This window comes from Kouleothrix sp. 19917 (genome assembly GCF_057073505.1).
The window spans coordinates 6732399-6755507 of sequence record NZ_CP097099.1 but is presented as its reverse complement, the minus strand read 5'-3'; the positions used below and the strand labels follow the sequence as shown (position 1 = coordinate 6755507).

Sequence of the window (23109 nt, the reverse complement as noted above, 5' to 3'; positions counted from 1 at the left end):
AGGGACGAAGGGAGAACCACGGAACCACGGAACCACGGAACCGAGACCACGGAACCACGGAACCACGGAACCACGGAACCACGGAACCGAGAACCACGGAACCACGGAACCACAGAACCGGGACACGAGAACCACAGAACCGGGAACCACAGAACCACAGAACCGAGAACCGAGAACCACGGAACCGAGAACCTGCAACCTGACAACCTGCAACCTGCAACCTGACAACCTGCAACCTGGCAACCTGCAACCGTGAAAACGCGCGCCGGGCGCGCAGCCACGCGGGCACCTGCGCCCAACGCTGGCCCGCTACTGGGTTTGCAGCACCAGATCGGGCGCTCCTTCGGCCACTGCGCCTTTTTTTACCTGCGCCGGCAGCCGCACGGTAAACACCGAGCCTTCGCCAAACTGGCTGCGCGCTTCGATGGTGCCGCCCATCATCTGGCAGAAACGGCTGCTCAGCGCCAGACCCAGGCCAGTGCCGCCATACAGGCGCGCAGTGTTGGGCGCGGCCTGCATGAACTCTTTGAACAGGCCCTGCACCTGATCGGGCGTCATACCAATGCCGGTATCGGCCACCGAAAACTCAAACCAGGCCGCGCCGTCGGCGGCTTCGTCGCGCCGCGCCGCCAGCGTGATGCGCCCCTGATCGGTGAACTTGGCCGCGTTGCTCAGCAGGTTGAACAGAATCTGCCGCACGCGCGTAGCGTCGGCGTACATGGTGCCAATGTTGGGCGGGCATTCGACGACCAGAACATTCGCGTTTTGCTTGATCAGCGGCTGCACGGCGGTGGTGACGTGGCTGAGCAGTCCCATGAGGTCGAAGCTTTCGAGGTACAGCTCCAGCCGCCCGGCCTCGATCTTCGAAAAATCGAGAATGTCGCTGATCAGGTCGAGCAGGTGCGTGCCGGCGGCCTGGATGCGCCCCAGATCGGCATTCACATCATCGGGCACGTTGTCTTGCAGCTGCGCCTGCAACAGCTCGCTGTAGCCAAGAATGGATGTGAGCGGCGTGCGCAGCTCGTGGCTCATGTTGGCGAGGAAGGTGCTTTTGGCGCGGCTGGCGGCCTCGGCGCGCTCCTTGGCCTGGTACAGCTCGCTTTCCAGCTCTTTGTGGCGCGTGATGTCGCGCAGGATGACCATGCGGCCAAGCATGTGCTGGTTTTGCTCGAAGATCGGCGCGATCTGCAGATCGTACCAGCGCTGCGCGCCGCCGACCTCAATCGCAACTTCGGCCGACGCCTGTGGGGTGTCGCGGTAGTGCTGCGTCAGCGCGGGCCAGCCACTGAGCACCTGCCCGGCAGGCAGGCCAATGACCTTCTCGCGCGACAGGCCGGTCAGGCTACGGCTGGCGCTGTTGGCATCCACAATCCGGTTCTGCGAATCGAGCACAATCACCGTGTCGTGCATGCTTTCGATCACCACGTCGCGGGCGATTGGCCCAATATCGAACAGGCGGAAATAGAACAGGCCGAGCAGCCAGAATGCGCCGGCCAGCGTAAAGGCGAAGGGCGTGAGATCGAGCGGCTGGAAGGGCGAAAGGCGCGTGACGTACAGGGCGCTGCCGGCCAGCGGCGCAACATAGCTCAGCGCCAGCACAGCGGCCTGCCCGCGAAACGGGTGCCGCGAGCGCATGAATTCCTGCCCCATCAGCACCAGGCCGCCCACAGTCAGCAGGTAGGAATACAGGGTATGGACAAGGAACCACGGGCCATAGCTGGCATCCATCACCAGCAGGCCGCCAAACTGCTCCACGCGCACCGCGCGCCAGATCAGCCCATGCAGGTCGTTGGTCCACACAAACGTCAGCGTCAGCATAGGAATGACCGAGAGCAGCAGCATGCGGCGGCGCGTCAGCCAATGGCGGCGGCGCGTGTACATGAGCGGCAGCAGAAAGCCGGTGAGGGGAACGATGACAATACCGAGATATTCGACCCTGGCCCAGAACACGATGGCGGCCAGGCTGTGGCTCGACAGCTCAAGCGCGTAGCCGAACAGCCATTCCGCTACCGCCAGCATCATGCCGATGAACATGGGCGTTCCAAGCGTGCGGCGGCGGCGAAACGCGACCCCGGCCAGCATCAGCGCGACGAGCGCGGTGACGATGAGGGTGATCGCATATGGCGTGTACTGCCAGGTCATACTACATGCTCCAAAGCATTCTCCGGCGTCGGGGCCGGTTCGCACGCGGCGCGCACGCGGCGCCTGAGGCATTGCTATGCATGAAGAAATCGGTTGGAGCGCGATCAGCGATTCGCAAACATCATACCAAATGTTAACACATCTGGCGATTGCGATTTCTTCATCCGACGTGGCATAGTGGAAGGGCACATGCGGGGTGCAGGGGCAGCCGCCCTACCAGAGGCGGCCTTGCTCCGAGCCGTTTTCGGGCGCGAGCTTTTCGGCGAAGGGGACGCCCAGGTGCTCGTAGGCGCGGCGCGTGGCGATCCGACCGCGTGGCGTGCGCTGCAAGAAGCCAAGCTGCAACAGGAATGGCTCGTACACGTCTTCGATCGCATCCACTTCTTCGGCCAGCGCCGCCGCCAGCGTGGAAAGGCCGACCGGCCCGCCGTTGAACAGCTCGATAATCGCGCGCAAGAGGCGGCGGTCGTTTTCGTCCAGCCCCAGCTCATCGACTTCGAGCTGCGCCAGCGCGATGCGCGCCACTTCCAGCGTGATCACGCCGCCGCCGACCACCTGCGCATAGTCGCGCACGCGCCGCAGCAGGCGGTTGACGATGCGCGGCGTGCCGCGGGCGCGGCGGGCGATTTCCTGCGCACCTTCGGGCGTGGACTCGACGCCGAGAATGCGCGCCGAGCGCATCACAATGTCGTAGAGCGCCTCGGTGGAGTAGAACTCCATGCGGTGCACGGAGCCAAAACGGTCGCGCAACGGCGAGGTGAGCAGCGCCACACGGGTGGTTGCGCCAATCACGGTGAACTTGGCGAGGTTCAGGCGCAGGTTGCGCGCGCTCGGCCCCTTGCCCACCATAATATCCAGCGCGAAATCTTCCATCGCCGGGTACAGCACCTCTTCCACGGCGCGGTTCAGGCGGTGGATTTCGTCGATGAACAGCACATCGTCCTTCTGGACGTTGGTGAGAATGGCGGCGAGGTCGCCCGCGCGCTCAATCGCCGGGCCAGAGGTGAGCTTGATGTTCACGCCCATTTCGTTGGCCAGCACGCCGGCAATACTGGTTTTTCCCAGGCCGGGCGGGCCGTAGAAGAGCGTATGATCAAGCGGCTCCTCGCGGCCTTTGGCGGCGGCAATCGCGATTTTCAGCTGCTCGACGATCTTTTCCTGGCCGATGAACTCGGCAAGCTTCTTGGGGCGCAGGCTTTTTTCTACCTGCTGATCGTCTTCGCCGGGTTTGGGGTTGAGAATGCGATCATCGTCGCTCATGCCGCTGCGTCCTTTAGCACCTGTGTGCGAACTCGCTGGCATTATAGCATACATCGCATTGGGGTGGCTTGCGCTGGCAGCTACCAGACCCAGCGGCGCGGGCTGTAGCCAAACACCAGCACGGCGCAGGCGGCGGCGCTGCTCACCAGCGCAATGCCCAGCAGGTTGTCGATTGGCGTGATGCCCACGCCATACAGCCAGATGCCCAGCACCTGCGCCTGGTTGATGCGCCACGCGCCCCAGATCGCGCCAATCGGGTCGGTGACGAGCTGCCACACTTCGGCGATCAGCATCACCGCCAGGATGGTGCGGCGGCGCGACCACAGAAATGCCGCGTTGCGCGCCCACAGAATGCCGTGAAAAATAATTGCTGTGCCGATCAGGATCAGCGTTGGGGTGTAGCGCTCCATAGTGCCTCATCGGAATGTTAGAAGGTTGAACGTTGGTGCTGCGAGCATCGAAGGGCGTATAGCAATACGCCCAGACCGCGAAGGGCGTATTGCATACGCCCAGACCGCGAAGGGCGTATTGCATACGTCCCGGCTGCGTGCTAATCCCGCCGTCGCCGCTCCTCCAGCACCACCGTCACCGCCGCGAACATGAGCGTCACGCCAACGATCCACAGCCATTCTTCCAGCGGCAGCCCGCCGATCCACGCGCCGACGATATGCTCAGGGATGTAATCCCAGGTGCCGAGCTTAACGATGCCGGCGTCCCAGGCCCAGCCGCCCACCAGCGCGCCCAGCAGCGTCCATGCCATGGCGCGGCGCTGCCGCCACAGCATGTGGCGCGCGGCCACCACAAGAATGAGCAGCGGCAGGCCAACAAACAGCGCCAGCCAGATGATATAGGTGTTTGAGCCGAACATGGCCTCGCTTCTTTCTATAGCCAAGAGAAAAACGGTTGAGCCACAGAGCACACAGAGGCCACGGAGTGGGGTAGTTAAACTCGGAGCCCTCGGTGTTCTCTGTGGCCCAAACTTCTGCACCTTGCTCTATTTCGCCCCTACGGTACTGTACGATGCGGGCGCGCAGGTGGATGAGCCGGTGGCGCGCGGATTGCATCATACCACTCCCGCAGGCATCCGCCGCGCGGGCGCGCTGCGTACTGCCATCACCAAGGCCAAGCAAAAGGACACTATGCCGACCCTGATCACCCTTACCGACGCCGGGCTGTACTGCGCCGCCGGCGATTTCCATATCGACCCGTGGCGGCCAGTCGAGCGCGCGGTGGTGACGCACGCCCACGCCGACCACGCCCGCCCCGGCAGCCGCCACTACCTGGCCGCGAGCGACGGCGAGCGCGTGCTGCGGGCGCGCATGGGTGCGCACGCCGACATCCAGCCCGCCGCCTATGGCGCGCCAGTCGATATCAACGGCGTGCGCGTGTCGCTCCACCCGGCCGGCCACATCCTCGGCTCGGCGCAGGTGCGTGTGGAATATCGCGGCGAGGTCTGGGTGGTTTCGGGCGACTACAAGGTTGGCGCGGATGCCACCTGCGCCGCGTTCGAGCCGGTGCGCTGCAACACCTTTATCACCGAATCGACCTTTGGGCTGCCGGTGTATCGCTGGCGCCCGCAGGTCGAGATTTTCGATGAGATTAACGCGTGGTGGCGCGCGAATCAGCTCGCCGGCAAGGCCAGCCTCCTGTTCGCCTATGCGCTTGGCAAGTCGCAGCGCCTGCTGGCCGGCGTCGACCCGAGCATCGGCCCGATTTTCACGCACGGCGCGGTCGAGCGGCTGGTGGGCGAATATCGCGCCAGCGGTGTGGCCCTGCCCGCCACTACCTACGCCGCCGCCGGCCGCAAAGCCGAATGGAGCCAGGCGCTCGTCGTCGCGCCGCCCTCGGCGCTTGGCACGCCCTGGATGCGCCGCTTCGGCAGCGTCTCGACCGGCTTCGCGTCGGGCTGGATGCAGCTGCGCGGCACGCGCCGCCGCAAGGCCGTCGATCGCGGATTCGCGCTTTCCAACCACGCCGACTGGCCGGGCTTGCTCGATTCGATCAAGGCGACCGGCGCGGAGCGCGTGTGGGTCACCCATGGCTACAGCGCCGTGCTGGCGCGCTGGCTGGGCGAGCAGGGGCTGGAAACGTCGGTGGTGCAGACACGCTTTGAGGGCGAGCGCGACGACCCCGGCGCGGAAGAGGTGCAGGCCGAGGCCGAGCAGGATGTTCCGCCGCCCAACCCGGAGGCCGCGCCATGAAAGCATTTGCCGCGCTCTATGCCGCGCTGGACGAGACCAACAAAACGGGCGAAAAGGTCGAGGCGCTGACGCGCTACTTCACCACCGCCGCGCCGGAAGATGCCGCCTGGGCGCTCTACTTCCTGATCGGTCGCCGCCCGCGCCAGGCCGTGACCTCCACCCGCCTGCGCGCCTGGGCCACCGAGGCCAGCGGCCTGCCCGACTGGCTGGTGGGCGAGAGCTACGACGCGGTGGGCGATTTCGCCGAAACCGTGGCGCTGCTGCTGCCGGATGAGTTTCACCACAGCGACGCAGATGAATTGCACCACAGAGACACAGAGGACGCAGAGGGTCAGGAACACACAAGCGCAAGCCAAACAAACCTCAGTGCTCTCAGTGCCTCTGTGGTGAATGAAGAACTTCCGCTCCATGAGTGGATCGAAGATGTGCTGCTGCCCCTGCGCGATATGGACGAGGCCAGCCAGCGCGAGACGATTCTGGCGACCTGGGCAGCTCTTGATCGCCGCGAGCGGCTGGTGTGGAACAAGCTGATCACTGGCGGCTTCCGCGTGGGCGTGTCGCAGCGGCTGGTAGTGCGGGCGCTCGCCCTCGCCAGCGGCATCGACGATGCGGTGGTGGCGCACCGCCTGATGGGCGAGTGGCAGCCCGGCGCGGCCTTCTATGCCGATCTGCTGGGCGAAGAAACCAGCGACGCCGACATCAGCCGGCCCTACCCCTTCTGCCTGGCGCACCCGCTCGAGGCCGCGCCCGACACGCTTGGCGAGCTGGCCGAGTGGCAGGCCGAGTGGAAGTGGGATGGCATTCGCTCGCAGATCATCCGCCGCGCCGGCCAGAGCTTCATCTGGTCGCGTGGCGAAGAGCTGGTGACCGACCGCTACCCCGAGCTGGCCGCGCTGGCCAAGCGCCTGCCCGACGGCACCGCCATCGACGGCGAGATCCTGCCGTGGGGCGAGGCCGGCGTGCTGCCGTTCACCCAGCTTCAGCGCCGCATTGGCCGCAAAACGCTTGGCAAAAAGCTGCTGGCCGAGGTTCCCGTGATTGTGATGGCCTACGACCTGCTGGAGTGGCAGGGCCGCGACCTGCGCGAAACCCCGTTGAGCGAGCGCCGCGCGCTGCTGGAAAAGCTGGTGCACGACATTCACCACAGCGGCGCAGAAAGCGCAGAGATAGGGGAAAAAGAAGCGCAGGTATCCCATTCTGAGTTTGGCGCGATCAATGCAGCTTTGGCGCATAATCTGCTCCTGTCGCCGACCGTTGAGGCGGCAAGCTGGGAAGAACTGGCTGCCGCGCGCGAGCGCAGCCGCGACCTCAGCGCCGAGGGTTTGATGCTCAAGCGGCGCAGCTCGGCCTACCGCGTCGGGCGCGTGCGCGGCGACTGGTGGAAGTGGAAGATCAACCCCTTCACCGTCGACGCAGTGCTGATCTACGCGCAGCGCGGCTCGGGCAAGCGCGCCAGCCTCTACACCGACTACACCTTTGGCGTGTGGAACGACGGCCAGCTTGTTCCCTTTGCAAAAGCCTATTCCGGCCTGACCGACGCCGAAATCCGCCAGGTCGATGCCTTTGTGCGGCGCAACACCGTCGAGAAATTCGGCCCGGTGCGCACCGTCAAGCCCGAGCTGGTGTTCGAGCTGGCATTCGAAGCGATCCAGCGCTCGTCGCGCCACAAGTCGGGCATTGCCGTGCGCTTCCCACGCATGCTGCGCTGGCGCACCGACAAGCCCATCGCCGAGGCTGACTCGCTCGACACAATTCGCGCCCTGCTGCCGCCGGAGTAAACGTTGAGTGTTGAAAAAGGTAATGAACAAGGTTGCACGTTTGCAAGTTGCAGGTTGGCCTTTGCCCATACATCAAGCTCGCAACTCAAAACCTCCGTGTCTCTGTGGTTAAATTTTCCCAGTCGTCGGTCGTCGGTCGTCGGTCGTCAAACTGCAACATTCAAACCTGAAACCTTCAACCTGCAACCCGAAACCTCCGTGCCTCCGTGTCTTGTCTAAAAAGCCGCCAAGTGGGGCGGGTCAACAAAAGACCAATGAAGGCTCGCAGAAGTGGCTTGGCTCTGCTATCCTATGCCTTGATGCATCTCAAGGCCGCAAAAGACCGATGCGCTCGACGCTGTCACAGAGAATGGCTTTCGATGCATCGTATCGCTTGTTTCACAAGACCGTGTAAGATCCCAGTGCCCACGAGCACGTAGCCTCAAGACTGGTCCGAAACAAGCTCCTTTTCTTGTCCTTTGGAGAGCTATCATGCACATTCTCGGCATTGACCTCGCCAAACTCACCTTCGATGTCACCCTGCTGCGTGAGGGTGGCGACCGTCGCCACAAGCAGTTTCCGAACACCTCCGCTGGTTTTGAGCAGCTCCAGCAGTGGCTTCGCTCCCAGCACATTGAGCACGTGCATGCCTGTATGGAGGCAACCAATGTCTATTGGGAAGCGCTGGCTGCCTTCCTCGCCGATGCTCAGCACATCGTCAGTGTGGTTAACCCTGCCCGTATCAAGGGTTTTGCCCAAAGCCAGATGATGCGCACCAAGACCGACAAACAGGATAGCCGCATCATTGCGTTGTTCTGCTTGCAATGCCAGCCCGAAGCCTGGACACCACCCTCTGCCGCCCAGCGCCGCTTGCGTGCGCTCACACGCCATCGCGACGACTTGCTCCAAACGCGCACGCAACTGTCCAATCGCTTGGGCGATACCAGCGACACGGTGGTGCGCACGTCGCTTGAAACGGTTCTGGCAAGCGTAGAGGAGCAGATCACAAGCGTCGAGGCACAACTCAAACAGCATCTCAAAGACGAGCGTGACCTGGGCGAGCAAGCTGCGCTTCTCACGGCGATTGTCGGAATAGGTACAATCACTGCCGCTAAGTTGCTGGGGGAGTTCTGCGATATCGACGCGTATACATCGGCCAAGGCGCTGGCGGCAGACGCGGGAGTAACACCGGCGCAGCACGAATCGGGAACGAGTGTGCGGCGGCGAACACACCTCTCGAAAGTGGGCAAGGCGAGCGTGCGAGCGGCGCTGTACTGGCCGGCAATTGTGGCGATGCGACGATGCGAAGGGTTCAAGGCGTTTGCGGAACGGCTGGCAGCGCGCGGCAAAGCCAAGGGTGTGATCATCGGTGCGGTGATGCGCAAGTTGTTGCACGTGGTCTATGGTGTACTCAAGCATAAAACGCCCTTTGACCCAAACAAAGTCCTTGGCCCGACCCGTTCTTCAACGTAATATCTCTGTGGTTAAATTTTTCCGGCCGTTATTCGTCGCATAGGCAAGCATGAGCACAACACCCGAAAACGCCGACCTCGCCCCCGCTCTGCGCTGGTTTGCCCAGCGCGGCTGGCAGCCCTTTGCCTTTCAGCAGGAGGTGTGGGAAGCCTACCTCGGCGGCGCGAGCGGGCTGGTGCACGCCTCGACCGGCACAGGCAAAACCTACGCGGCGTGGTTCGGGCCGTTGCTCGAAAGGGCGAAGCATGCTTCTTCCCGTCAGGACGGCGTGAAGGGTGCTTCGCCCCTGCGCGTGTTGTGGATCACGCCGCTGCGGGCGCTCGCCGCCGACACCGCCGCCGCGCTGCGCGCCCCGCTCGACGCACTGGGCCTCAACTGGACGGTCGAAATCCGCACGGGCGACACATCCGCATCGGTGAAGGCACGCCAGCGCCAGCGCCTGCCGACCGCGCTGGTCACCACGCCCGAAAGCCTGTCGCTGCTGCTTTCCTACCCCGACGCGGCGGCGCGTTTTGCCGACCTGCGCGCCGTGATTGTGGACGAGTGGCACGAGCTGATGGCCAGCAAGCGGGGCGTGCAGACCGAGCTGGCGCTGGCGCGGCTGCGCGGCTGGCGGCCCGGCCTGCGCATCTGGGGCCTTTCCGCCACCATGGGCAACCTCGACGTGGCGCTGGCCGCGCTGGTGGGCCAAACGCCAAAAAGTGATCTTCAAGCAAGCGCGGCACTGCCAACTGCCAACTGCCAACTGCCAACTGCTCGCCTCATCCGCGGCCAGGAGCCAAAATCCATCCAGATCGACACGATCATTCCGCCCGTGATCGAGCGCTTCCCGTGGGCCGGGCACCTCGGCCTTTCGCTGGCCGAGCCGGTGGCCGAAGCGGTCGAGAGCGGCACCAGCGCGCTGGTTTTCACCAACACCCGCGCCCAGAGCGAATTGTGGTATGGCGCGCTGCTCGACGCCCGCCCCGACTGGGCCGGCGAAATTGCCCTGCACCACGGCTCAATCGACCGTGCGGCGCGCGAGTGGGTGGAAGGCGCGCTGCGCGAGGGCCGGCTGCGCTGCGTGGTCAGCACTTCCAGCCTCGACCTGGGCGTGGATTTCGCGCCGGTCGATGTGGTGGTGCAGATCGGCAGCCCGAAAGGCGTGGCCCGCCTGATGCAGCGCGCTGGCCGCAGCGGGCACCGCCCCGGCGCAGCCAGCCGCCTGGTGTTTGCGCCCACGAACGTCTTCGAGCTGCTGGAAATCGCCGCCGCGCGCGACGCAATCGCCGCAGGCCGGATCGAAGCGCGCCCGCCAATCGAAGCGCCGCTGGATGTGCTGGTGCAGCACCTCGTCACGGTCGCGCTGGGCGGCGGCTTTCGCCCCAACGAGCTGCTGCGCGAGGTTCGCAGCACCTACGCCTACCGCGACCTGAGCGACGCCGAGTGGGCGTGGGCGCTCGATTTCGCGGCACGCGGCGGGCCAGCCCTGCACGCCTACCCCGAGTATGCGCGCATCACCGAGCAGGATGGCGTGTATCGCGTCGAAAACGACACGATTGCGCGCCGCCACCGCATGGCCGTCGGCACGATTACCGGCGATGCAACGCTCAAAGTACAATACCTGCGCGGCCCGGCCCTCGGCACGATTGAGGAGTCGTTTGTGGCGCGGCTCAAGCCCGGCGACCGCTTTCTGTTCGGCGGGAAAACGCTGGAATTTGTGCGCCTGCGCGACCTGACGGCCTGGGTGCGCAAGGCCAGCGAGCGGACGCAGGCCGTGCCGCGCTGGAGCGGCAGCCGCATGCCCCTCTCATCCGAGCTGGCCGACGCCGTGCGCGAGCGGCTGGAGCAAGCCCGCAATGGCGAGCTGGAAGGGCCCGAGATGCGCGCGCTCGCGCCGATCCTGCGCCTGCAAATGAAGTGGTCGCGCATTCCCGCGCACGACGAACTGCTGATCGAGCGCGCCCGCACCCGCGAAGGCCACCACCTGTTCGTCTACCCCTTCGCCGGGCGGCTGGCGAACGAGGGGCTGGCTGCGCTGCTGGCCTACCGCCTGTCGCGCCTCGCGCCGATCTCGTTCACCATCGCCACCAACGACTATGGCTTCGAGCTGCTTGCGCCCGAGCCGCCGCCCGCCGCCGATTTCGCCGCGCTGCTCAGCCCCGCCAACCTCGCCGAGGATATTCTGGCGAGCCTGAACGCCACCGAAATGGCGCGCCGCCAGTTCCGCGAGATTGCGCGCGTGGCTGGGCTGATCATTCAGGGGCGGCCGGGCGAAAAAAGCATGCGCCAGGTACAGGCGTCGAGCGGGCTGATCTACGATGTGTTCGCGCAGTACGACCCGGCGAACATGCTGCTGGTGCAGGCGCAGCGCGAAGTGCTTGATCGCCAGCTCGAACGGAGCCGCCTGGGTCACGCGCTTGAGCGCATCGCCGCCGGGCGCATCACCGTGGTGGATGTGCCACGCATCACGCCGCTGGCCTTCCCGCTGCTGGTCGACCACATGCGCGAGGCGGTAAGCTCCGAGAAGCTGGCCGACCGCGTGCTGCGCATGCAGCTTGCGCTGGAAAAAGCCGCAGGGTGAGCGCGTGGAATGTTGAATTTTGAGTGTTGAATGTTGAGTTTGTCTCATTTTATAAGCTCAAATCTCCGTGTCTCCGTGCCTCCGTGGTAAATATTCTTGTCGTTCGTCCGTCGCCCATCGCCCTTCGTCCATCCAAACCTTCGCGCTCTTTGCGTCCTTTGCGGTGAATAATTCCGTCGTCGTTCGTCATTCGTCATTCGTCAATGAACACTGACCTCACAATCGAGCTTGCCGGCGAAGAAGTGCAGCTCCTGCCCGAGCGCGTAATCTTCTGGCCGCGCCGCACCGCCCTGATCGTGGCCGACCTGCACTGGGGCAAGGATGCCACCTTCCGCGCCGCCGGGCTGGGCATCCCACACGGCGCTGCCAGCGACGACCTGGCGCGTCTGGAGCGCGCCCTGCTGCGCACGGGCGCGGCGCGGCTGCTGCTGCTGGGCGATCTGCTGCATGCCCGCGCCGGCCGCGAAGCCGCCACCTTCGCGCGCGTGGCCGAGTGGCGCGCCCGCCACCCCGCGCTCGATGTCACGCTGGTGCGCGGCAACCACGATCGCGGCGCGGGCGACCCGCCCGCCGAGTGGGGCTTCGCCTGCGCCGACGAGCCGCTGCCTGATGCGCCCTTTGTGCTGCGCCACTACCCGCAGCCCGCGCCGGGCGGCTACGTGCTGGCCGGGCATCTCCACCCGGCGGCGCGATTGCGCGGCGCTGGCCGCCAGCAGCTGCGCCTGCCCTGCTTCTGGTTTGGCGCCGAAGTGGGCGTGCTGCCAGCATTTGGCAGCTTCACCGGCGGCGCGCCAATTGCGCCCGCGCCAGCCGACCGCGTGTTTGTGCTGGCCGACGACGCGGTGCTGCAGGTGCAGTAAAAACTACGCACAACGCCTTGTAGTGCGTCGTGCGTAGTGCGTAAGCTAAGCCCTGTCAGTTCCGCAGCTCTCAGTTCTCGGTTCTGTGGTTCCGCAGCTCTCAGTTCTCGGTTCTGTGGTTCCGCAGTTCTGCTGTTTTCGCCTAGCAGTTCTGCGTCCACAGGCTGGCCGGGTCACTGCAGCCGGGCGCATCGGGCGGCGTAATCTCCGGCCCGGCCACGCCAAACGACTCGTCGAGGTTGGTGGGGCCGCCCAGCGTGCCATCGCCCAGGTTGCTGCCTTCCACCAGCGGCGTATCGGGCTCTTCGGGTGCACCTGGCGCGGTGCCAATAAACGAGCCGCCGCTCACCGAGAAGCTGGTGATCACCAGTCGCCCGCTATTTACGCCGCTGGCCGTGAGCTTGTACTCGCCCACCGGCAGGCGCTCGTCGATCGCCAGCACCGCATAGAAATCGCCATTGCCGTCGGCCAGCTGCGTCGGCAGGCCGCGCACGCCCCCGTCGGGCAGCGTGATCCAGATGCCCACCGGCTCGTTCGGCTGGTACAGCGTGCCCGAAACCGCGATATCCGCGCCGTTCTGGCTGGTGCTGGCCGAGGCCGGGTAGGCCACGCGCAAGGTCGCCCAACCGCTCGGCACCGACTGGCGACCGCTCAGCTGGAAGGGCGCAAACACCTGGTAGCCGCTGGTCAGGCCATAGGCGGTAAAGGTGTATTTGCCAGTCTGATGCGCGCTGGTGAACTGGAAGGTCGACTCAATGTTGCCCGCATCGCTGGCGATCTGGGTCGGGTAGCCGATCACCGAGCCATCGGGCTGCGTGATCCACATGCCTACCTGCTCATTCGGGTAGAAGCCGGTGCCGTGGATGTTCGCCAGCCCGTCGTGCTCGGCCGAGGCCTCGAAGGTGCCATTGCGCCACACCGCCAGCCGCGCCGGGCTCGCGCCGGGCTGCGCCTGCGGGCGTGGAGCCACCACAAAGAAGCCAACCGCCGTCTGGCCGCTATGGTTGCCGTAGGCCGTCATCTGGTAGCAGCCATACGGCCATTTGTTGCTGATCGGGTACTCGAAATACAGGTCGCCCGCCACGTCGGCGCGGTAGTCGGTGATGTAGTTGGTGGGCAGGTTCACCACGCCATCGAGCAGAAAGGCCGCGTCGGGGCTAAAGATCTGGCCATCGGGGAAGCTGAAGCTGACCGTGATCGGCTCCTGATCCCAGAAACCGTGCAGCTCCGAGCCAAACATGCCATCCTGGTAATCGGCGGTGGCATTCTGGCCGGTACGGTCGCACGCCGCGCTTGTGGAGCCGCGCAGAATGTAGATTGCGGCCGCCGACGACTGCTGAACATACACGCCTAACACCAGCGCTACCGCAAGCGCAAACCCCACCGCGAACCAACGCGAACGCAAATGTCGCATAGTCCATACTCCTCTGTCAATTCCGGCGAATATGAAGCGACGATTGTGCTGTGAAACGGCCGCAAACACACGAAACGGGCGGTGCGCAAAGCCGGGCAGCATTTCTGCTACAATAGCGGCGTTTACCGAACGTTCTCAGCAAAATCTCATCTTTTGGTCAGGCAATCATATTCCCGGGGTTGTTTAACGACCTAGTGCGGTACATGACGGCTTGATGACAGCTCTGTCAAAAAGCGATAAAAACAATGCTTCAACGACAATGGTGGGTATGGATGGCGATGTTATTTGCGCTTGCCGTCGCGCCCCATGCCAGCGATGCGCTGGCCGCGCCCGCGCGCGCGCCACTGGTGCAGGCAGCCACGCCCACGCCCGCAGGCAGCGCTACGCCAGCTACAGCGCAGCCGGCGCCCGGCCCCACAACGCGCGGCATGGTTGGCCCAATCATTGGCGTGGTGATGGTGTTTATGGCAAGTGCTGTGGCCTTTGGCTTTGCCATGGGCCTGCGCCGGCGCATCAATGCCATTGCCGGGCCCGACCCCGACCCCGAGGACGAAGACGACCTGTAATCGGATCTCAATCTTTGTAAGCTGGGCGTCATTCCGCCAGCGGCGCTGCGACCATATACTATTCCCGCACGTCTTACAGCCAGAAGCAGGCGCGGCCTGCCCGGAGAGGGAAGAGAGAATGGTTCGCATCTATGCCGCCGTGGTGCTGGCGCTCGCGCTTGGCGCGCTGCTGCCCACCGCCGCGCCCCATGCCGAAACACGCCCTATGCCAGAAACAGCAATGCCCGGTGCCACCAACCCTGAGTTTATGGGCATGGTGGTGCGCGACCCCTTCTACGAGTTCAACAGCAACCCCGATTTCCCAAACCAGCCCAACTACGTCGCGCAGGATGCCATGGGCCGGCTGCTGGCAAATGCCGGTGTGCGCTGGGTGCGGCTGGAGTTCATTGCCGATGGCGACGGCCACGTCAACTTCGCCAAGTACGACTACTTCATCGGCACGGTTGCGCCGCGCTACGGCCTGAAAGTGCTGGGGCTGCTCACCACCAACAGCATCGCGCGCTTCAAAGATGGCATGTATTACCCCTACAAGCTCAACCTCGACGCTGCGGACCTGTTCGACCAAAAATTTGGCTACTCGCTCAACCAGTACATGCTCGACTGGCTGAACGAAGCGCTGCGCGTGGCCGGCCACTACAGCGGCAGCACGCCCGGCGCTGGCCGTGTACACGCCTTTGAGCTGTTCAACGAAATGAACCGCCTGCTTGGCGATGGCACCGGCCTGCCCGCTGGCATCGACTACGCCGGCCTGAACCCGCAATACGTTGCGCGCATGCACGCCAAGTTCTATCGCGTCTGCAAGAACACCGACGGCAGCCAGCCCGCCGCGCTGTGCCCAAGCGACACGCAGATTATCCTGGGCGGGCTGCACCCCAAAGGCACCAGCGCGCGTCGCAACGCAAACCAGCCCGAAACGTTCACCTACACCGACGAGCAGTATCTTCAGGAGATGTACGCCAGCGGCTTCACCGACTTCAAGAACAACCAGAACAACCTGCCGCCCTGGCGCGGCACCTACCCGCTCGAAGGCGTCGGCTTCCACCCCTACCCCGAAGAAATCACCATGAGCATTCAGGGCGTGTACGAGGATGTCTACCTGAAGATGGCGCCGCGCCTGAACCAGATACGCACCATTCTGTGGAATATGGGCGACCAGGGGCGGCCGTTCTGGATCACCGAGATCGGCTACAATATCGCCTTCTACAAAAATCGCGGCACGCTGGCCGCCTCGAACCAGGCCGACTTCATGCGCGAGGTGTATACCTCGCTGGCGGCGCGCGGCGATGTGGCGAATGTGTTCTGGTTCAAGTACGAGGATTTCCCGCCCGCCGACGGCCCGAACGCGCAGATGTGGGGCGTGGTGCGCATTCCGTTCACCACGGGCGCGTGCGAGGGCGGCGCGTGCTACGCTACCAATGGCGAGCCTGAGCTGGTGCGCCCGGCCTACCTTGTGTACCGCGAGCTGGCCGGCCTGCCAATCGAGCGAACCTACCTGCCGCTGGCAGGGAATTAGTGTAGCGGATGAAATACGGGATAAAAGAACGTTTACCACCAAGACACCAAGACACCAAGGCGCTGAAAGTTTACGCTCTTGGTGCCTTGGTGTCTTGGTGGTTAATCAAAATGTTGAGTTCGGGTTTTACGCTGCTCCCGCCAATGCCTCCAGGGCGGCGAGCGCCGCGCCGAGGTGCTGCTCACGCACGGCGATGTGATCTTTGCTGTAGCCGCACACCGCCAGAATTGGCACGCCCGCCCCGGCCAGCGCGGCGCTCGCCGCCGCCAGAAATCCCACCAGATCGGCGGGCAGGTCCACGTCGAACGAGATGATGCGGAAAGGCTGCTCGCACTGCGCGGGCGGAAAGGCGGCGCTGTGCGCCTGCCACGCCTCGGCGGGCAGCAGCAGCGTCAGCACATCTGGCTCGGCAACAAGCTGCGCAAAGGGCGCGCGCAGCTCGGCCAGCAGCCCCGCCGCCGCGCCATACGCCGTGGGCGGCAAGCCCACCAGCGCGAAATGCTCGGGCCGCACGCGCCAGGGCCGCCCGCGCAAAATCGCCGGCACGCGAGGGTCGCTCATTCGCCTTCCTCCATGTCTTCCTGCTCGCCGCGCCAGCTGCGCCGCCGCTCAACAAAGCCCTCGATATGGCGATTCACGGCGTCGGGGCGCTCAAGGTGCGGCAGGTGGCGCGCGTAGCGAATCAGCTCGAAGCGCGCGTTCGGCAGCTCGGCGCGCGTGCGCTGCAGCACCGAGGGCGGCACCAGGAAATCGAACTGGCCGCCGACGATCAGCGTGGGCGTGTGAATGCCGGGCAGCAAACCCCAGCCGCGCCAGGGGAACAAGGTACCATTCAGCACGCGCCGCAGCACAAACAGCGGCGCGAACAGGCTTGGCATCAGCGCGGGGCGCAGGCGCTCCAGCAGACGCAGCGGCAGCGGCAGCTTCAGCACCAGCTCGTAGAAGTAGTTGAGGTGAATTTCGGGCGCGGTAGCCACCAGCACCAGCTTGCTGATCTGTTGCGGCTGCGCGGCCGCGTACGTGAGCGCAATCGGGCCGCCAAACGAGTGCGCCATCAGCACAAAGGGCGCGTCCACGTGCAACTGCTCCAGCGTCTGCGCGAAATCCCACAGAAACTCGGCCAGCGCATACGCCGAGTTCGGCTGGTCGGACTGGCCGTGGCCGCGCAGGTCGGCCGCGATCACGCGGTAGTGGCGGCTGAAATGCGCGATCTGGAATTTCCACTGTTCGGCCTGGCCGCCCGCGCCATGCACGCACACAATCGTGCCGCGCCCCGGCGCGCTCGTGTCGGTCGGGCCGATGTCGATCACGCTCAGGCGCACTGGCGGCGCGCCCGGCACGGTGACGGCTGTTCGCGGGAATTCCATAGCGCCTACTTGTTGTTGCGGTCAAGCGAAGAGCAGGTTTAGCCACAATACCGTTCAAATAACCACCAAGACACCAAGACACCAAGTTTTAAAGCATTCTAAAGCTCTCCGTGCCTCTGTGTCTCTGTGGTAAACGTTCCTAACGTTTCAAATAACCACCAAGACACCAAGACACCAAGTTTTAAAGCATTCCAAAGCTCTCCGTGCCTCTGTGTCTCTGTGGTAAACGTTCCTAACGTTCTTATTTGAATGGTTTAATGAAATCGAGCAGCACGCGCGCAAATTCGGCCGGGCGCTCGTCCATTGGGTTGTGGGCCGCGCCGCGTATCACTTCGTAGTGCGCGCCGGGGATGAGCCGCGCCACCTCTTGCGAAAGCGGCGGCGGCACCAGCGGGTCGAACTCGCCGCTGACGACCAGCGTGGGCACGCGCAGCTGGCGGATGCGCTCTCCGAGCGGGTTGGCGAACAGACCGTCGAGCAGGGCGTGCAGGGCGTCGGCGTCGTGCTGGGCCATGTAGGCGGCCCGCCGCAGCGCCGGGCGCACCAAACCGCCGCCGTGCGCATGCGGAACGCGCCGCGCCACCCGGTCGAGCGGACGGGCCAGCGCCATGCTTGCGCGCAGGGTCAGCCAGCCACCAATCGGGGCCAGGTACGAGCGCGTGAAAGCGGGCATGGCATCGGGGCGGGCGGCGGGGTCGGCCAGGAGCAGGCGTTCGACCAGTGCCGGCTGCGCCAGGGCCAGCTCCACCGCTATATTTCCCCCCATTGAGTGGCCGACCAGCACCACACGCTCAAGGCCACGCGCCTGGGCGAATCGGGCCGCGCGCGCCGCCACCTGGTGCATCTGCACGGTGCCGAGCAGGGGTGTGCCGCCGTGGCCGGGCATGTCGGGCGCGAAGGCGCGCACATGCGGGGCGAGGGCTTGCAGCGCCGACCACCAGATTTCCTTGAAGGAGCTCCAGCCGTGGAGCAGCAGCACGGCCGGGCCGCGCTCGCCTGCGGCCAGGTAGCGCATCTGGGTCGTTTCGCAGAAGTGCTCGGTGGGGGTGGGCGCGCCATGCGCAGGAGGGCGCTTGCGGAAAGCTGACATGCGCGGCACCTCAGGCCGGGTCGGCCACGATATACACGTCGATGCCGCGGCTGGCGCCAAGCACCTGCCGCACCAGCGAGCCGCGCCGCACTTCTTCTAGGCGGCTGCGCGCCGACTCGCCCATCACAATATGCGTCACGCGGTTGGCCTGCGCGAAGTGGGCAATCGCCTGGGCAACATCGCCGCCGCGCTCGATCTGCACCTGCGCGCCCTGGCCGCGCGCAAAATCAAGATTGCGCTGCAGCATGGTCTGGTAGCCGGGAACATCGCTTTCGGCGCTTTGGAAATGCACCGCCAGCAATTCGCCGCCAAGCGCCCGCGCAAGGAAGCTGGCGCGCTGGATCAGGCGCTGCGAGACGGGGTTGTAGCCCACGCACACCATCACGCGGATCGGTCCCGGCCAGGGCGGCTCGATGTAGTTTGGGCTGTCAGGCACCACGTAATCGTCCATAGCAGTGCATTATAGCATCAACCGCCCGGCTCGCTGATCGGCCAGCCCAGCGGCGCGCCCTGCACCATCACGGTCAGGCCGCGCGCGGTGGCTGGCACATCGAACAGAAACGGCACGCTTTTGTTGCTGCGGTCGGCGGGCAGCTCGTCTTCCAGGCTCAGGTCGCCGCGCTGGCCGCGCCCATACGTGGTGAGGTAAGCAGCCGAGGCGGCCGGCAGCGCCGGGTAGCGCGTGCCATTCTGGTCGACCACCGCGACAAGATCGGCGGGAATGCGCGCCGCCGCCGTGCCGTCGTTGCCGACAGCCAGCAGCGCCAGCACAAAGCGCCCCTGTGGCTGCAGCGTGTCAATGCTGCCGTCGAGCACAATTGCGTCGTTGGGCCGCAGCAGCGCGACATGCCAGCTGCCGCTTTCTACCACCTGACCGACTGCCAGCGCCGGGATGGTTGGCGTGAGCGTGGGCGGGGCCGGAGTTGATGGGATGCTGGAGGGCTGCGGCGCACTGCTCGGCGCAGCGGGTGCGGGCGTCGCCTCCGGCGCGGGCGTTGCGCCAGCCGGGCTGGTTTCCTCAAGCGCGAGGCCGATGGTGGGAACATCGAGGGCTGCGCCGGGGAGCGCGGCTGTGGGCGCAGGGCCCGGCTCGGGCGCATTCGCGCTGCCACGCAGCCACCACGCAGCCAGCAGCACCAGCAGCGCCGCCACGCCAACCACCACATACAGCGGCCAGCGAATGGAACGGGCGCGCTCCTCGGGCGTGAGCGTAGTGGGCTTCAGCGCGGGTGCCGCGCCAACGCCCGGCGCAAGCGGCGGGTCGGGAGCAGGCGCAGCTTCTTCGGGCACAGGAGCGGGAATCGGCGTGGCCGGCGGGGTCAGGCCGCGCATACGGGCCAGGCCGCGCTGCGCCAGCGGGTTCTGCGGGTCGAGCGCGATCACGCGCTCAAGCGCCTGGCGCTGCTCGGCGCGCGTTTCGGCGGCGGTTGCCAGCGCAAGCCACACCTGCGGCAGATCGGGGCGCTGGGCGGCCAGCGCGCGCAACAATGCCCGCGCCGCCTGGGCATCGCCATTCTGGCGCGCGCGCATGGCCCGCTGGAGCAGCGCCGCCACCCGCTCGGGCGAAAGGGCATCTGGTTGCGATGAGCTGTCTGTCACAAACCCTCACGTCCAACAAAGCCAGAAGCCAGGAAGCAGACCCGGCACCGAGCTGCCAGCGGCCTGATTCCCGGCTCCTGATGGGGCGCATCACTTCGCGCGCGCCACGCTAGGGCACGGCGCTGAGCACCTGCCAGCCCTGGCCGTTGTTGCCGGCGGCAAAGAGTGTCAGGTTCTGTGCGCCCGGCGTTACATCAAACACCAGGTAGATGCTGGTAAGCACGCCATTCGCCGGCACCGCGTCTTCCATACCTACATCGGCGTTCACGCCGCGCTGCACAAACGCACTCGACGTCTGCGCCTGGGCGGGGTACACATTCCCCTGCGCGTCTTTCAGCGCGAAGAAGTTCGCTGGCAACGGCTGGTCGGTGCCGGTGTTGTTCGCTACATAGGCCAGCACGTGGACATAGGTGCCATTGGCGGTGAAGCTGCCAACCTGCTTGCCCAGCACAACGACATAGTTCGGGTCAGGGTAGGTATAGGTCCAGCCGTTCGCCTGAAGCTGCTCGCCTATCCCAACCGCCTGGAGGTTCGGGTTTGCGGCTGGCGCGGGCACGTTGCCACCAGCGGGCTGTGCAGCCGGCGCGGCAGTCGGCTCGCCATTGCTGGCGACTGGCACGGTCGTGGTGGTAGTTCCTGTACTGGTAATCGCTGGCGTCGCGCCAATATCGGCAGTGCTGGTAATCGGCACGGTGCCGTCGCCGGGCAGCGGCGCGGTTGGGTTCAGGCCACCTGCCATCGCCGTCGCGGCGGTGTTGGTTGCGTCCACGGCAACCTGCGGGCCGCGCCCGCGCAGGAAGAACGAGTAGATCACCACGCACGCCAGCACGGCGACGATCAGGCCCAGCAGGCCCAGCAACAAGGGGCTGGGGCCACTGCGCCGCACGCCAGCCGAGCGCAGATCGTAATCGTCGTCGTCATCCGAGCGGATCGGCGTTGCGCCACGGCGGGCAGCGCTGCGTTCGCGGGCGGTGCCGCGCGGCGTCGAGCGCGGGCGATCGCCCATGGCAGCGGCGTCGATTGCATCGGCGTCGCCAACCGGGTCGCGGGCGGGAACTTCGCTGCGGGGCAGCGCATCGTAATCGTCAAAAGCCGAATCCAGCTCGGCCGCATAGCGTTCTTCGTCGGTCATCTCGCGGGCGGGCGGCGGCGGGGGCGCGCTGGCGGATGACACGGGGGCAGCAATCGTGGGCGCAGAGGCATCGGCATCGGCCAGCTTGGTCGTCGGCTTGACGCCCATGGCCTGTAAACCCTTTACCGCCATCTCGTTGCTTGGGTCGAGCTCGACCACGCGCTCCAGGGCGGCGCGGCGCTGATCGGGCCCATCGGCGACACCAGCCAGCCACAGCCAGGCTTGCACATTGCTAGGCTCCTGGCGCGTCAGCAGGCCGAATAAATTGCGCGCTTCCTCGCGGTTACCCTCGCGCGCGGCCTCGATCCCAAGCTGTAGGATCGTATCGGACTCCGCCATGCGAAGCTCCTTCCTTGTGCGTCCCGCAGCCGGGCCGCCATGGTGCGATCACGTATCCGGGAAAAGTGCACGGTGCTGTTTCACAGCAGAATGCGGTCAATCGCGGCTATTCTACCACACCCCTGTTTTACGGTCAACAGTCATATTTCACACTTGCGCGCCAGCAAGGGATCGAGCGCGCCCATGACTTGCGAAAGTGTAATGGCTTACAATTGGCTTTGGGATCATGTTTCGCGCGCAGCGGCAAGCTATCGCCGACGCCCAATTCGTGGTACCATGCGGGCGCTTTTGCGCAATGAAGCGCATGCTCATCGTAGAGTACATATCATAACAAGGAGGCGAGGCATGGCAGTGGTCGATTCACCTGAGCAGATCGGCACCGTAGATATTCACGATTCTATTCTGGAGACAATTGGCAACACGCCGTTGGTGCGCTTGAACAAGGTTGCGCGCGGAATTCGCCCAACGCTGCTGGCAAAGGCCGAGTTTATGAACCCGGGCGGCAGCGTGAAAGATCGCATTGGCCTGGCCATGATCGAGGCCGCCGAGCGCGAAGGCCGGCTCAGGCCCGGCGGCACAATTGTGGAAGGCACCAGTGGCAATACCGGCGTTGGGCTGGCAATCGCGGCGGCGATTAAAGGCTACAAGTGCGTGTTTGTGATGCCCGACAAAATGAGCGATGAGAAAATTCGCCAGCTGCGCGCATTTGGCGCGCGCGTCGTGATCACGCCCACCGCCGTCGAGCCAGATGATCCGCGCTCGTATTATTCGGTCTCGCGCCGCCTTTCCGAAGAAACGCCCAACGCCATTCTGGCCGGCCAGTACTGGAACCCCGCCAACCCCGAGGCACACTACCGCAGCACCGGCCCCGAGCTGTGGCGGCAAACCGGCGGGCGCATCAAGGCGTTTATTGCAGGCATGGGCACGGGCGGCACGATCAGCGGCACCGCGCGCTACCTGAAAGAGCAGAACCCGGCGATCAAGGTCGTTGGCGTCGATCCGCTTGGCTCGCTGCTGCAGCACTATTTCCAGACGCGCGAGCTTGGCCCGGCGCATTCCTACAAGGTCGAGGGAGTTGGCGAAGATTTCCTGCCCAGCACGCTCGATTTCGACATGATCGACGACGTGGTGCAGGTGAACGACCGCGAATCATTTACGATGACGCGCCGGCTGGTGCGCGAAGAAGGGCTGTTCTGCGGCGGCTCGTGCGGGCTGGCGGTGGCCGGCGCGGTGAAGTGGCTGCGCGGCGCGGGCGCGGGCCTGAGCGAAGACGACCTGGTGGTGGTGCTGCTGCCCGACAGCGGCTCGCGCTACCTTTCGAAAATTTTCGACGACAACTGGATGCGCGAAAACGGCTTCCTCGAGCCGGCCACGGTTGGCGATCTGCTGGCCTCGCGCCCGCGTGAGCTGATCTCGGCCGGGCACGACACCAATGTCGAGGCGGCCATTCGCATGATGAAAGCACACGGCATTTCGCAGCTGCCGGTGATCGACGAGGCTGGCGGGCTGCACGGCCTGATCGGCGAGGGCGACCTGCTCGACTACCTGCTGGCTGGCGGCGCGATGGATCACACCATTGCCGACCTGCACGCCCACGAGGTCGCCACCATCGACCCGGCAATGCCGCTGGAGGAGCTGACGCCGGTGTTTGGGCGCAGCCAGGCAGCCGTGGTAGTGGATGATGGGCGCGTGACCGGCATCGTCACCAAAATCGACGTGATCGACTTTCTGGCGAGCCGCGGGCGCTAGCGCGCGTGCAGCGCAAGGGGTTATAACGAAGGACGAAGGACGAAGCGCGCTTTGGTCATTCGTCCGAGCTACACACAAAAGCGG

General features: G+C 65.2%; 19 protein-coding genes. 8 read left to right on the top strand and 11 right to left on the bottom strand.

The window, feature by feature from the left end; genetic code table 11:
- Nucleotides 1–309: 309 nt before the first annotated feature.
- The 4 genes from M1P90_RS27355 to M1P90_RS27340 form a co-directional block, all read right to left on the bottom strand.
- Nucleotides 310–2142, bottom strand: coding sequence for a histidine kinase N-terminal 7TM domain-containing protein (locus M1P90_RS27355; RefSeq protein WP_483698807.1), 1833 nt, complete (start codon nucleotides 2140–2142; stop codon nucleotides 310–312).
- A gap of 213 nt (nucleotides 2143–2355) precedes the next feature.
- Nucleotides 2356–3402 carry a Holliday junction branch migration DNA helicase RuvB gene (ruvB, locus tag M1P90_RS27350; protein ID WP_483698805.1) on the bottom strand — a complete coding sequence of 349 codons (1047 nt, stop codon included), beginning with the start codon at nucleotides 3400–3402 and terminating at the stop codon, nucleotides 2356–2358.
- An 80-nt stretch (nucleotides 3403–3482) separates the two neighbouring features.
- Nucleotides 3483–3812 carry a hypothetical protein gene (locus tag M1P90_RS27345; RefSeq protein ID WP_483698804.1) on the bottom strand — a complete coding sequence of 110 codons (330 nt, stop codon included), beginning with the start codon at nucleotides 3810–3812 and terminating at the stop codon, nucleotides 3483–3485.
- Nucleotides 3813–3952: 140 nt separating this feature from the next.
- Complete coding sequence (locus tag M1P90_RS27340) at nucleotides 3953–4270, bottom strand: lycopene cyclase domain-containing protein (RefSeq protein WP_483698802.1); 318 nt, start codon at nucleotides 4268–4270, stop codon at nucleotides 3953–3955.
- 190 nt (nucleotides 4271–4460) lie between these two features.
- Between M1P90_RS27340 and M1P90_RS27335 the strand changes: the two genes are divergently transcribed.
- The 5 genes from M1P90_RS27335 to pdeM all read left to right on the top strand — a co-directional run bounded on the left by M1P90_RS27335 (nucleotide 4461) and on the right by pdeM (nucleotide 12256).
- Entirely contained in the window at nucleotides 4461–5603 is a 1143-nt protein-coding gene (locus tag M1P90_RS27335; protein WP_483698800.1) for a ligase-associated DNA damage response exonuclease, read from the top strand.
- On the top strand, nucleotides 5600–7381 hold the full coding sequence (locus tag M1P90_RS27330; RefSeq protein ID WP_483698799.1) for an ATP-dependent DNA ligase: 1782 nt from the start codon (nucleotides 5600–5602) through the stop codon (nucleotides 7379–7381). The genes M1P90_RS27335 and M1P90_RS27330 overlap by 4 nt, the downstream gene beginning before the upstream one ends.
- A gap of 471 nt (nucleotides 7382–7852) precedes the next feature.
- Nucleotides 7853–8833: an IS110 family RNA-guided transposase gene (locus M1P90_RS27325; protein ID WP_483698797.1), complete on the top strand. Its 981-nt coding sequence runs from the start codon at nucleotides 7853–7855 to the stop codon at nucleotides 8831–8833.
- A gap of 49 nt (nucleotides 8834–8882) precedes the next feature.
- Nucleotides 8883–11396 (top strand): ligase-associated DNA damage response DEXH box helicase, encoded by a 2514-nt coding sequence (locus M1P90_RS27320; protein WP_483698795.1) that lies wholly within the window; start codon nucleotides 8883–8885, stop codon nucleotides 11394–11396.
- A gap of 203 nt (nucleotides 11397–11599) precedes the next feature.
- The gene (pdeM, locus tag M1P90_RS27315) at nucleotides 11600–12256 is read left to right on the top strand and encodes a ligase-associated DNA damage response endonuclease PdeM (protein ID WP_483698794.1); all 657 of its coding nucleotides are present in this window, start codon (nucleotides 11600–11602) and stop codon (nucleotides 12254–12256) included.
- A gap of 142 nt (nucleotides 12257–12398) precedes the next feature.
- Here pdeM and M1P90_RS27310 read toward each other — a convergent pair whose 3' ends face one another.
- On the bottom strand, nucleotides 12399–13670 hold the full coding sequence (locus tag M1P90_RS27310) for a hypothetical protein (RefSeq protein ID WP_483698792.1): 1272 nt from the start codon (nucleotides 13668–13670) through the stop codon (nucleotides 12399–12401).
- Between the two features lie 272 nt (nucleotides 13671–13942).
- Between M1P90_RS27310 and M1P90_RS27305 the strand changes: the two genes are divergently transcribed.
- Nucleotides 13943–14236, top strand: coding sequence for a hypothetical protein (locus M1P90_RS27305; RefSeq protein ID WP_483698791.1), 294 nt, complete (start codon nucleotides 13943–13945; stop codon nucleotides 14234–14236).
- Nucleotides 14237–14354: 118 nt separating this feature from the next.
- Nucleotides 14355–15749, top strand: coding sequence for a hypothetical protein (locus M1P90_RS27300; protein WP_483698790.1), 1395 nt, complete (start codon nucleotides 14355–14357; stop codon nucleotides 15747–15749).
- Between the two features lie 126 nt (nucleotides 15750–15875).
- Here M1P90_RS27300 and M1P90_RS27295 read toward each other — a convergent pair whose 3' ends face one another.
- From M1P90_RS27295 to M1P90_RS27270, 6 genes are all read right to left on the bottom strand, one after another.
- On the bottom strand, nucleotides 15876–16310 hold the full coding sequence (locus M1P90_RS27295; RefSeq protein WP_483698788.1) for an ACT domain-containing protein: 435 nt from the start codon (nucleotides 16308–16310) through the stop codon (nucleotides 15876–15878).
- Nucleotides 16307–17116: an alpha/beta fold hydrolase gene (locus M1P90_RS27290; protein WP_483698786.1), complete on the bottom strand. Its 810-nt coding sequence runs from the start codon at nucleotides 17114–17116 to the stop codon at nucleotides 16307–16309. The genes M1P90_RS27295 and M1P90_RS27290 overlap by 4 nt, the downstream gene beginning before the upstream one ends.
- A 241-nt stretch (nucleotides 17117–17357) precedes the next feature.
- The gene (locus tag M1P90_RS27285) at nucleotides 17358–18206 is read right to left on the bottom strand and encodes an alpha/beta fold hydrolase (RefSeq protein ID WP_483698785.1); all 849 of its coding nucleotides are present in this window, start codon (nucleotides 18204–18206) and stop codon (nucleotides 17358–17360) included.
- Between the two features lie 10 nt (nucleotides 18207–18216).
- Nucleotides 18217–18657 (bottom strand): universal stress protein, encoded by a 441-nt coding sequence (locus M1P90_RS27280; protein WP_483698784.1) that lies wholly within the window; start codon nucleotides 18655–18657, stop codon nucleotides 18217–18219.
- 17 nt (nucleotides 18658–18674) lie between these two features.
- Complete coding sequence (locus M1P90_RS27275) at nucleotides 18675–19805, bottom strand: hypothetical protein (RefSeq protein WP_483698782.1); 1131 nt, start codon at nucleotides 19803–19805, stop codon at nucleotides 18675–18677.
- 109 nt (nucleotides 19806–19914) lie between these two features.
- A complete protein-coding gene (locus M1P90_RS27270; RefSeq protein WP_483698781.1) occupies nucleotides 19915–21276 on the bottom strand; it encodes a tetratricopeptide repeat protein in 1362 nt (453 codons plus the stop codon).
- A 345-nt stretch (nucleotides 21277–21621) separates the two neighbouring features.
- On the opposite strand from M1P90_RS27270, the gene M1P90_RS27265 reads away from it, so the two are divergent.
- A complete protein-coding gene (locus tag M1P90_RS27265) occupies nucleotides 21622–23025 on the top strand; it encodes a cystathionine beta-synthase (protein ID WP_483698780.1) in 1404 nt (467 codons plus the stop codon).
- Nucleotides 23026–23109: the final 84 nt, after the last annotated feature.

Bases quoted from the DNA above. Each gene is read 5' to 3' on its own strand.
- M1P90_RS27355 (WP_483698807.1), bottom strand. From the start codon at position 2,142: ATGACCTGGCAGTACACGCCATATGCGATCACCCTCATCGTCACCGCG.
- ruvB (WP_483698805.1), bottom strand. From the start codon at position 3,402: ATGAGCGACGATGATCGCATTCTCAACCCCAAACCCGGCGAAGACGAT.
- M1P90_RS27345 (WP_483698804.1), bottom strand. From the start codon at position 3,812: ATGGAGCGCTACACCCCAACGCTGATCCTGATCGGCACAGCAATTATT.
- M1P90_RS27340 (WP_483698802.1), bottom strand. From the start codon at position 4,270: ATGTTCGGCTCAAACACCTATATCATCTGGCTGGCGCTGTTTGTTGGC.
- M1P90_RS27330 (WP_483698799.1), top strand. From the start codon at position 5,600: ATGAAAGCATTTGCCGCGCTCTATGCCGCGCTGGACGAGACCAACAAA.
- M1P90_RS27325 (WP_483698797.1), top strand. From the start codon at position 7,853: ATGCACATTCTCGGCATTGACCTCGCCAAACTCACCTTCGATGTCACC.
- M1P90_RS27320 (WP_483698795.1), top strand. From the start codon at position 8,883: ATGAGCACAACACCCGAAAACGCCGACCTCGCCCCCGCTCTGCGCTGG.
- pdeM (WP_483698794.1), top strand. From the start codon at position 11,600: ATGAACACTGACCTCACAATCGAGCTTGCCGGCGAAGAAGTGCAGCTC.
- M1P90_RS27310 (WP_483698792.1), bottom strand. From the start codon at position 13,670: ATGCGACATTTGCGTTCGCGTTGGTTCGCGGTGGGGTTTGCGCTTGCG.
- M1P90_RS27305 (WP_483698791.1), top strand. From the start codon at position 13,943: ATGGCGATGTTATTTGCGCTTGCCGTCGCGCCCCATGCCAGCGATGCG.
- M1P90_RS27300 (WP_483698790.1), top strand. From the start codon at position 14,355: ATGGTTCGCATCTATGCCGCCGTGGTGCTGGCGCTCGCGCTTGGCGCG.
- M1P90_RS27295 (WP_483698788.1), bottom strand. From the start codon at position 16,310: ATGAGCGACCCTCGCGTGCCGGCGATTTTGCGCGGGCGGCCCTGGCGC.
- M1P90_RS27290 (WP_483698786.1), bottom strand. From the start codon at position 17,116: ATGGAATTCCCGCGAACAGCCGTCACCGTGCCGGGCGCGCCGCCAGTG.
- M1P90_RS27285 (WP_483698785.1), bottom strand. From the start codon at position 18,206: ATGTCAGCTTTCCGCAAGCGCCCTCCTGCGCATGGCGCGCCCACCCCC.
- M1P90_RS27280 (WP_483698784.1), bottom strand. From the start codon at position 18,657: ATGGACGATTACGTGGTGCCTGACAGCCCAAACTACATCGAGCCGCCC.
- M1P90_RS27270 (WP_483698781.1), bottom strand. From the start codon at position 21,276: ATGGCGGAGTCCGATACGATCCTACAGCTTGGGATCGAGGCCGCGCGC.
- M1P90_RS27265 (WP_483698780.1), top strand. From the start codon at position 21,622: ATGGCAGTGGTCGATTCACCTGAGCAGATCGGCACCGTAGATATTCAC.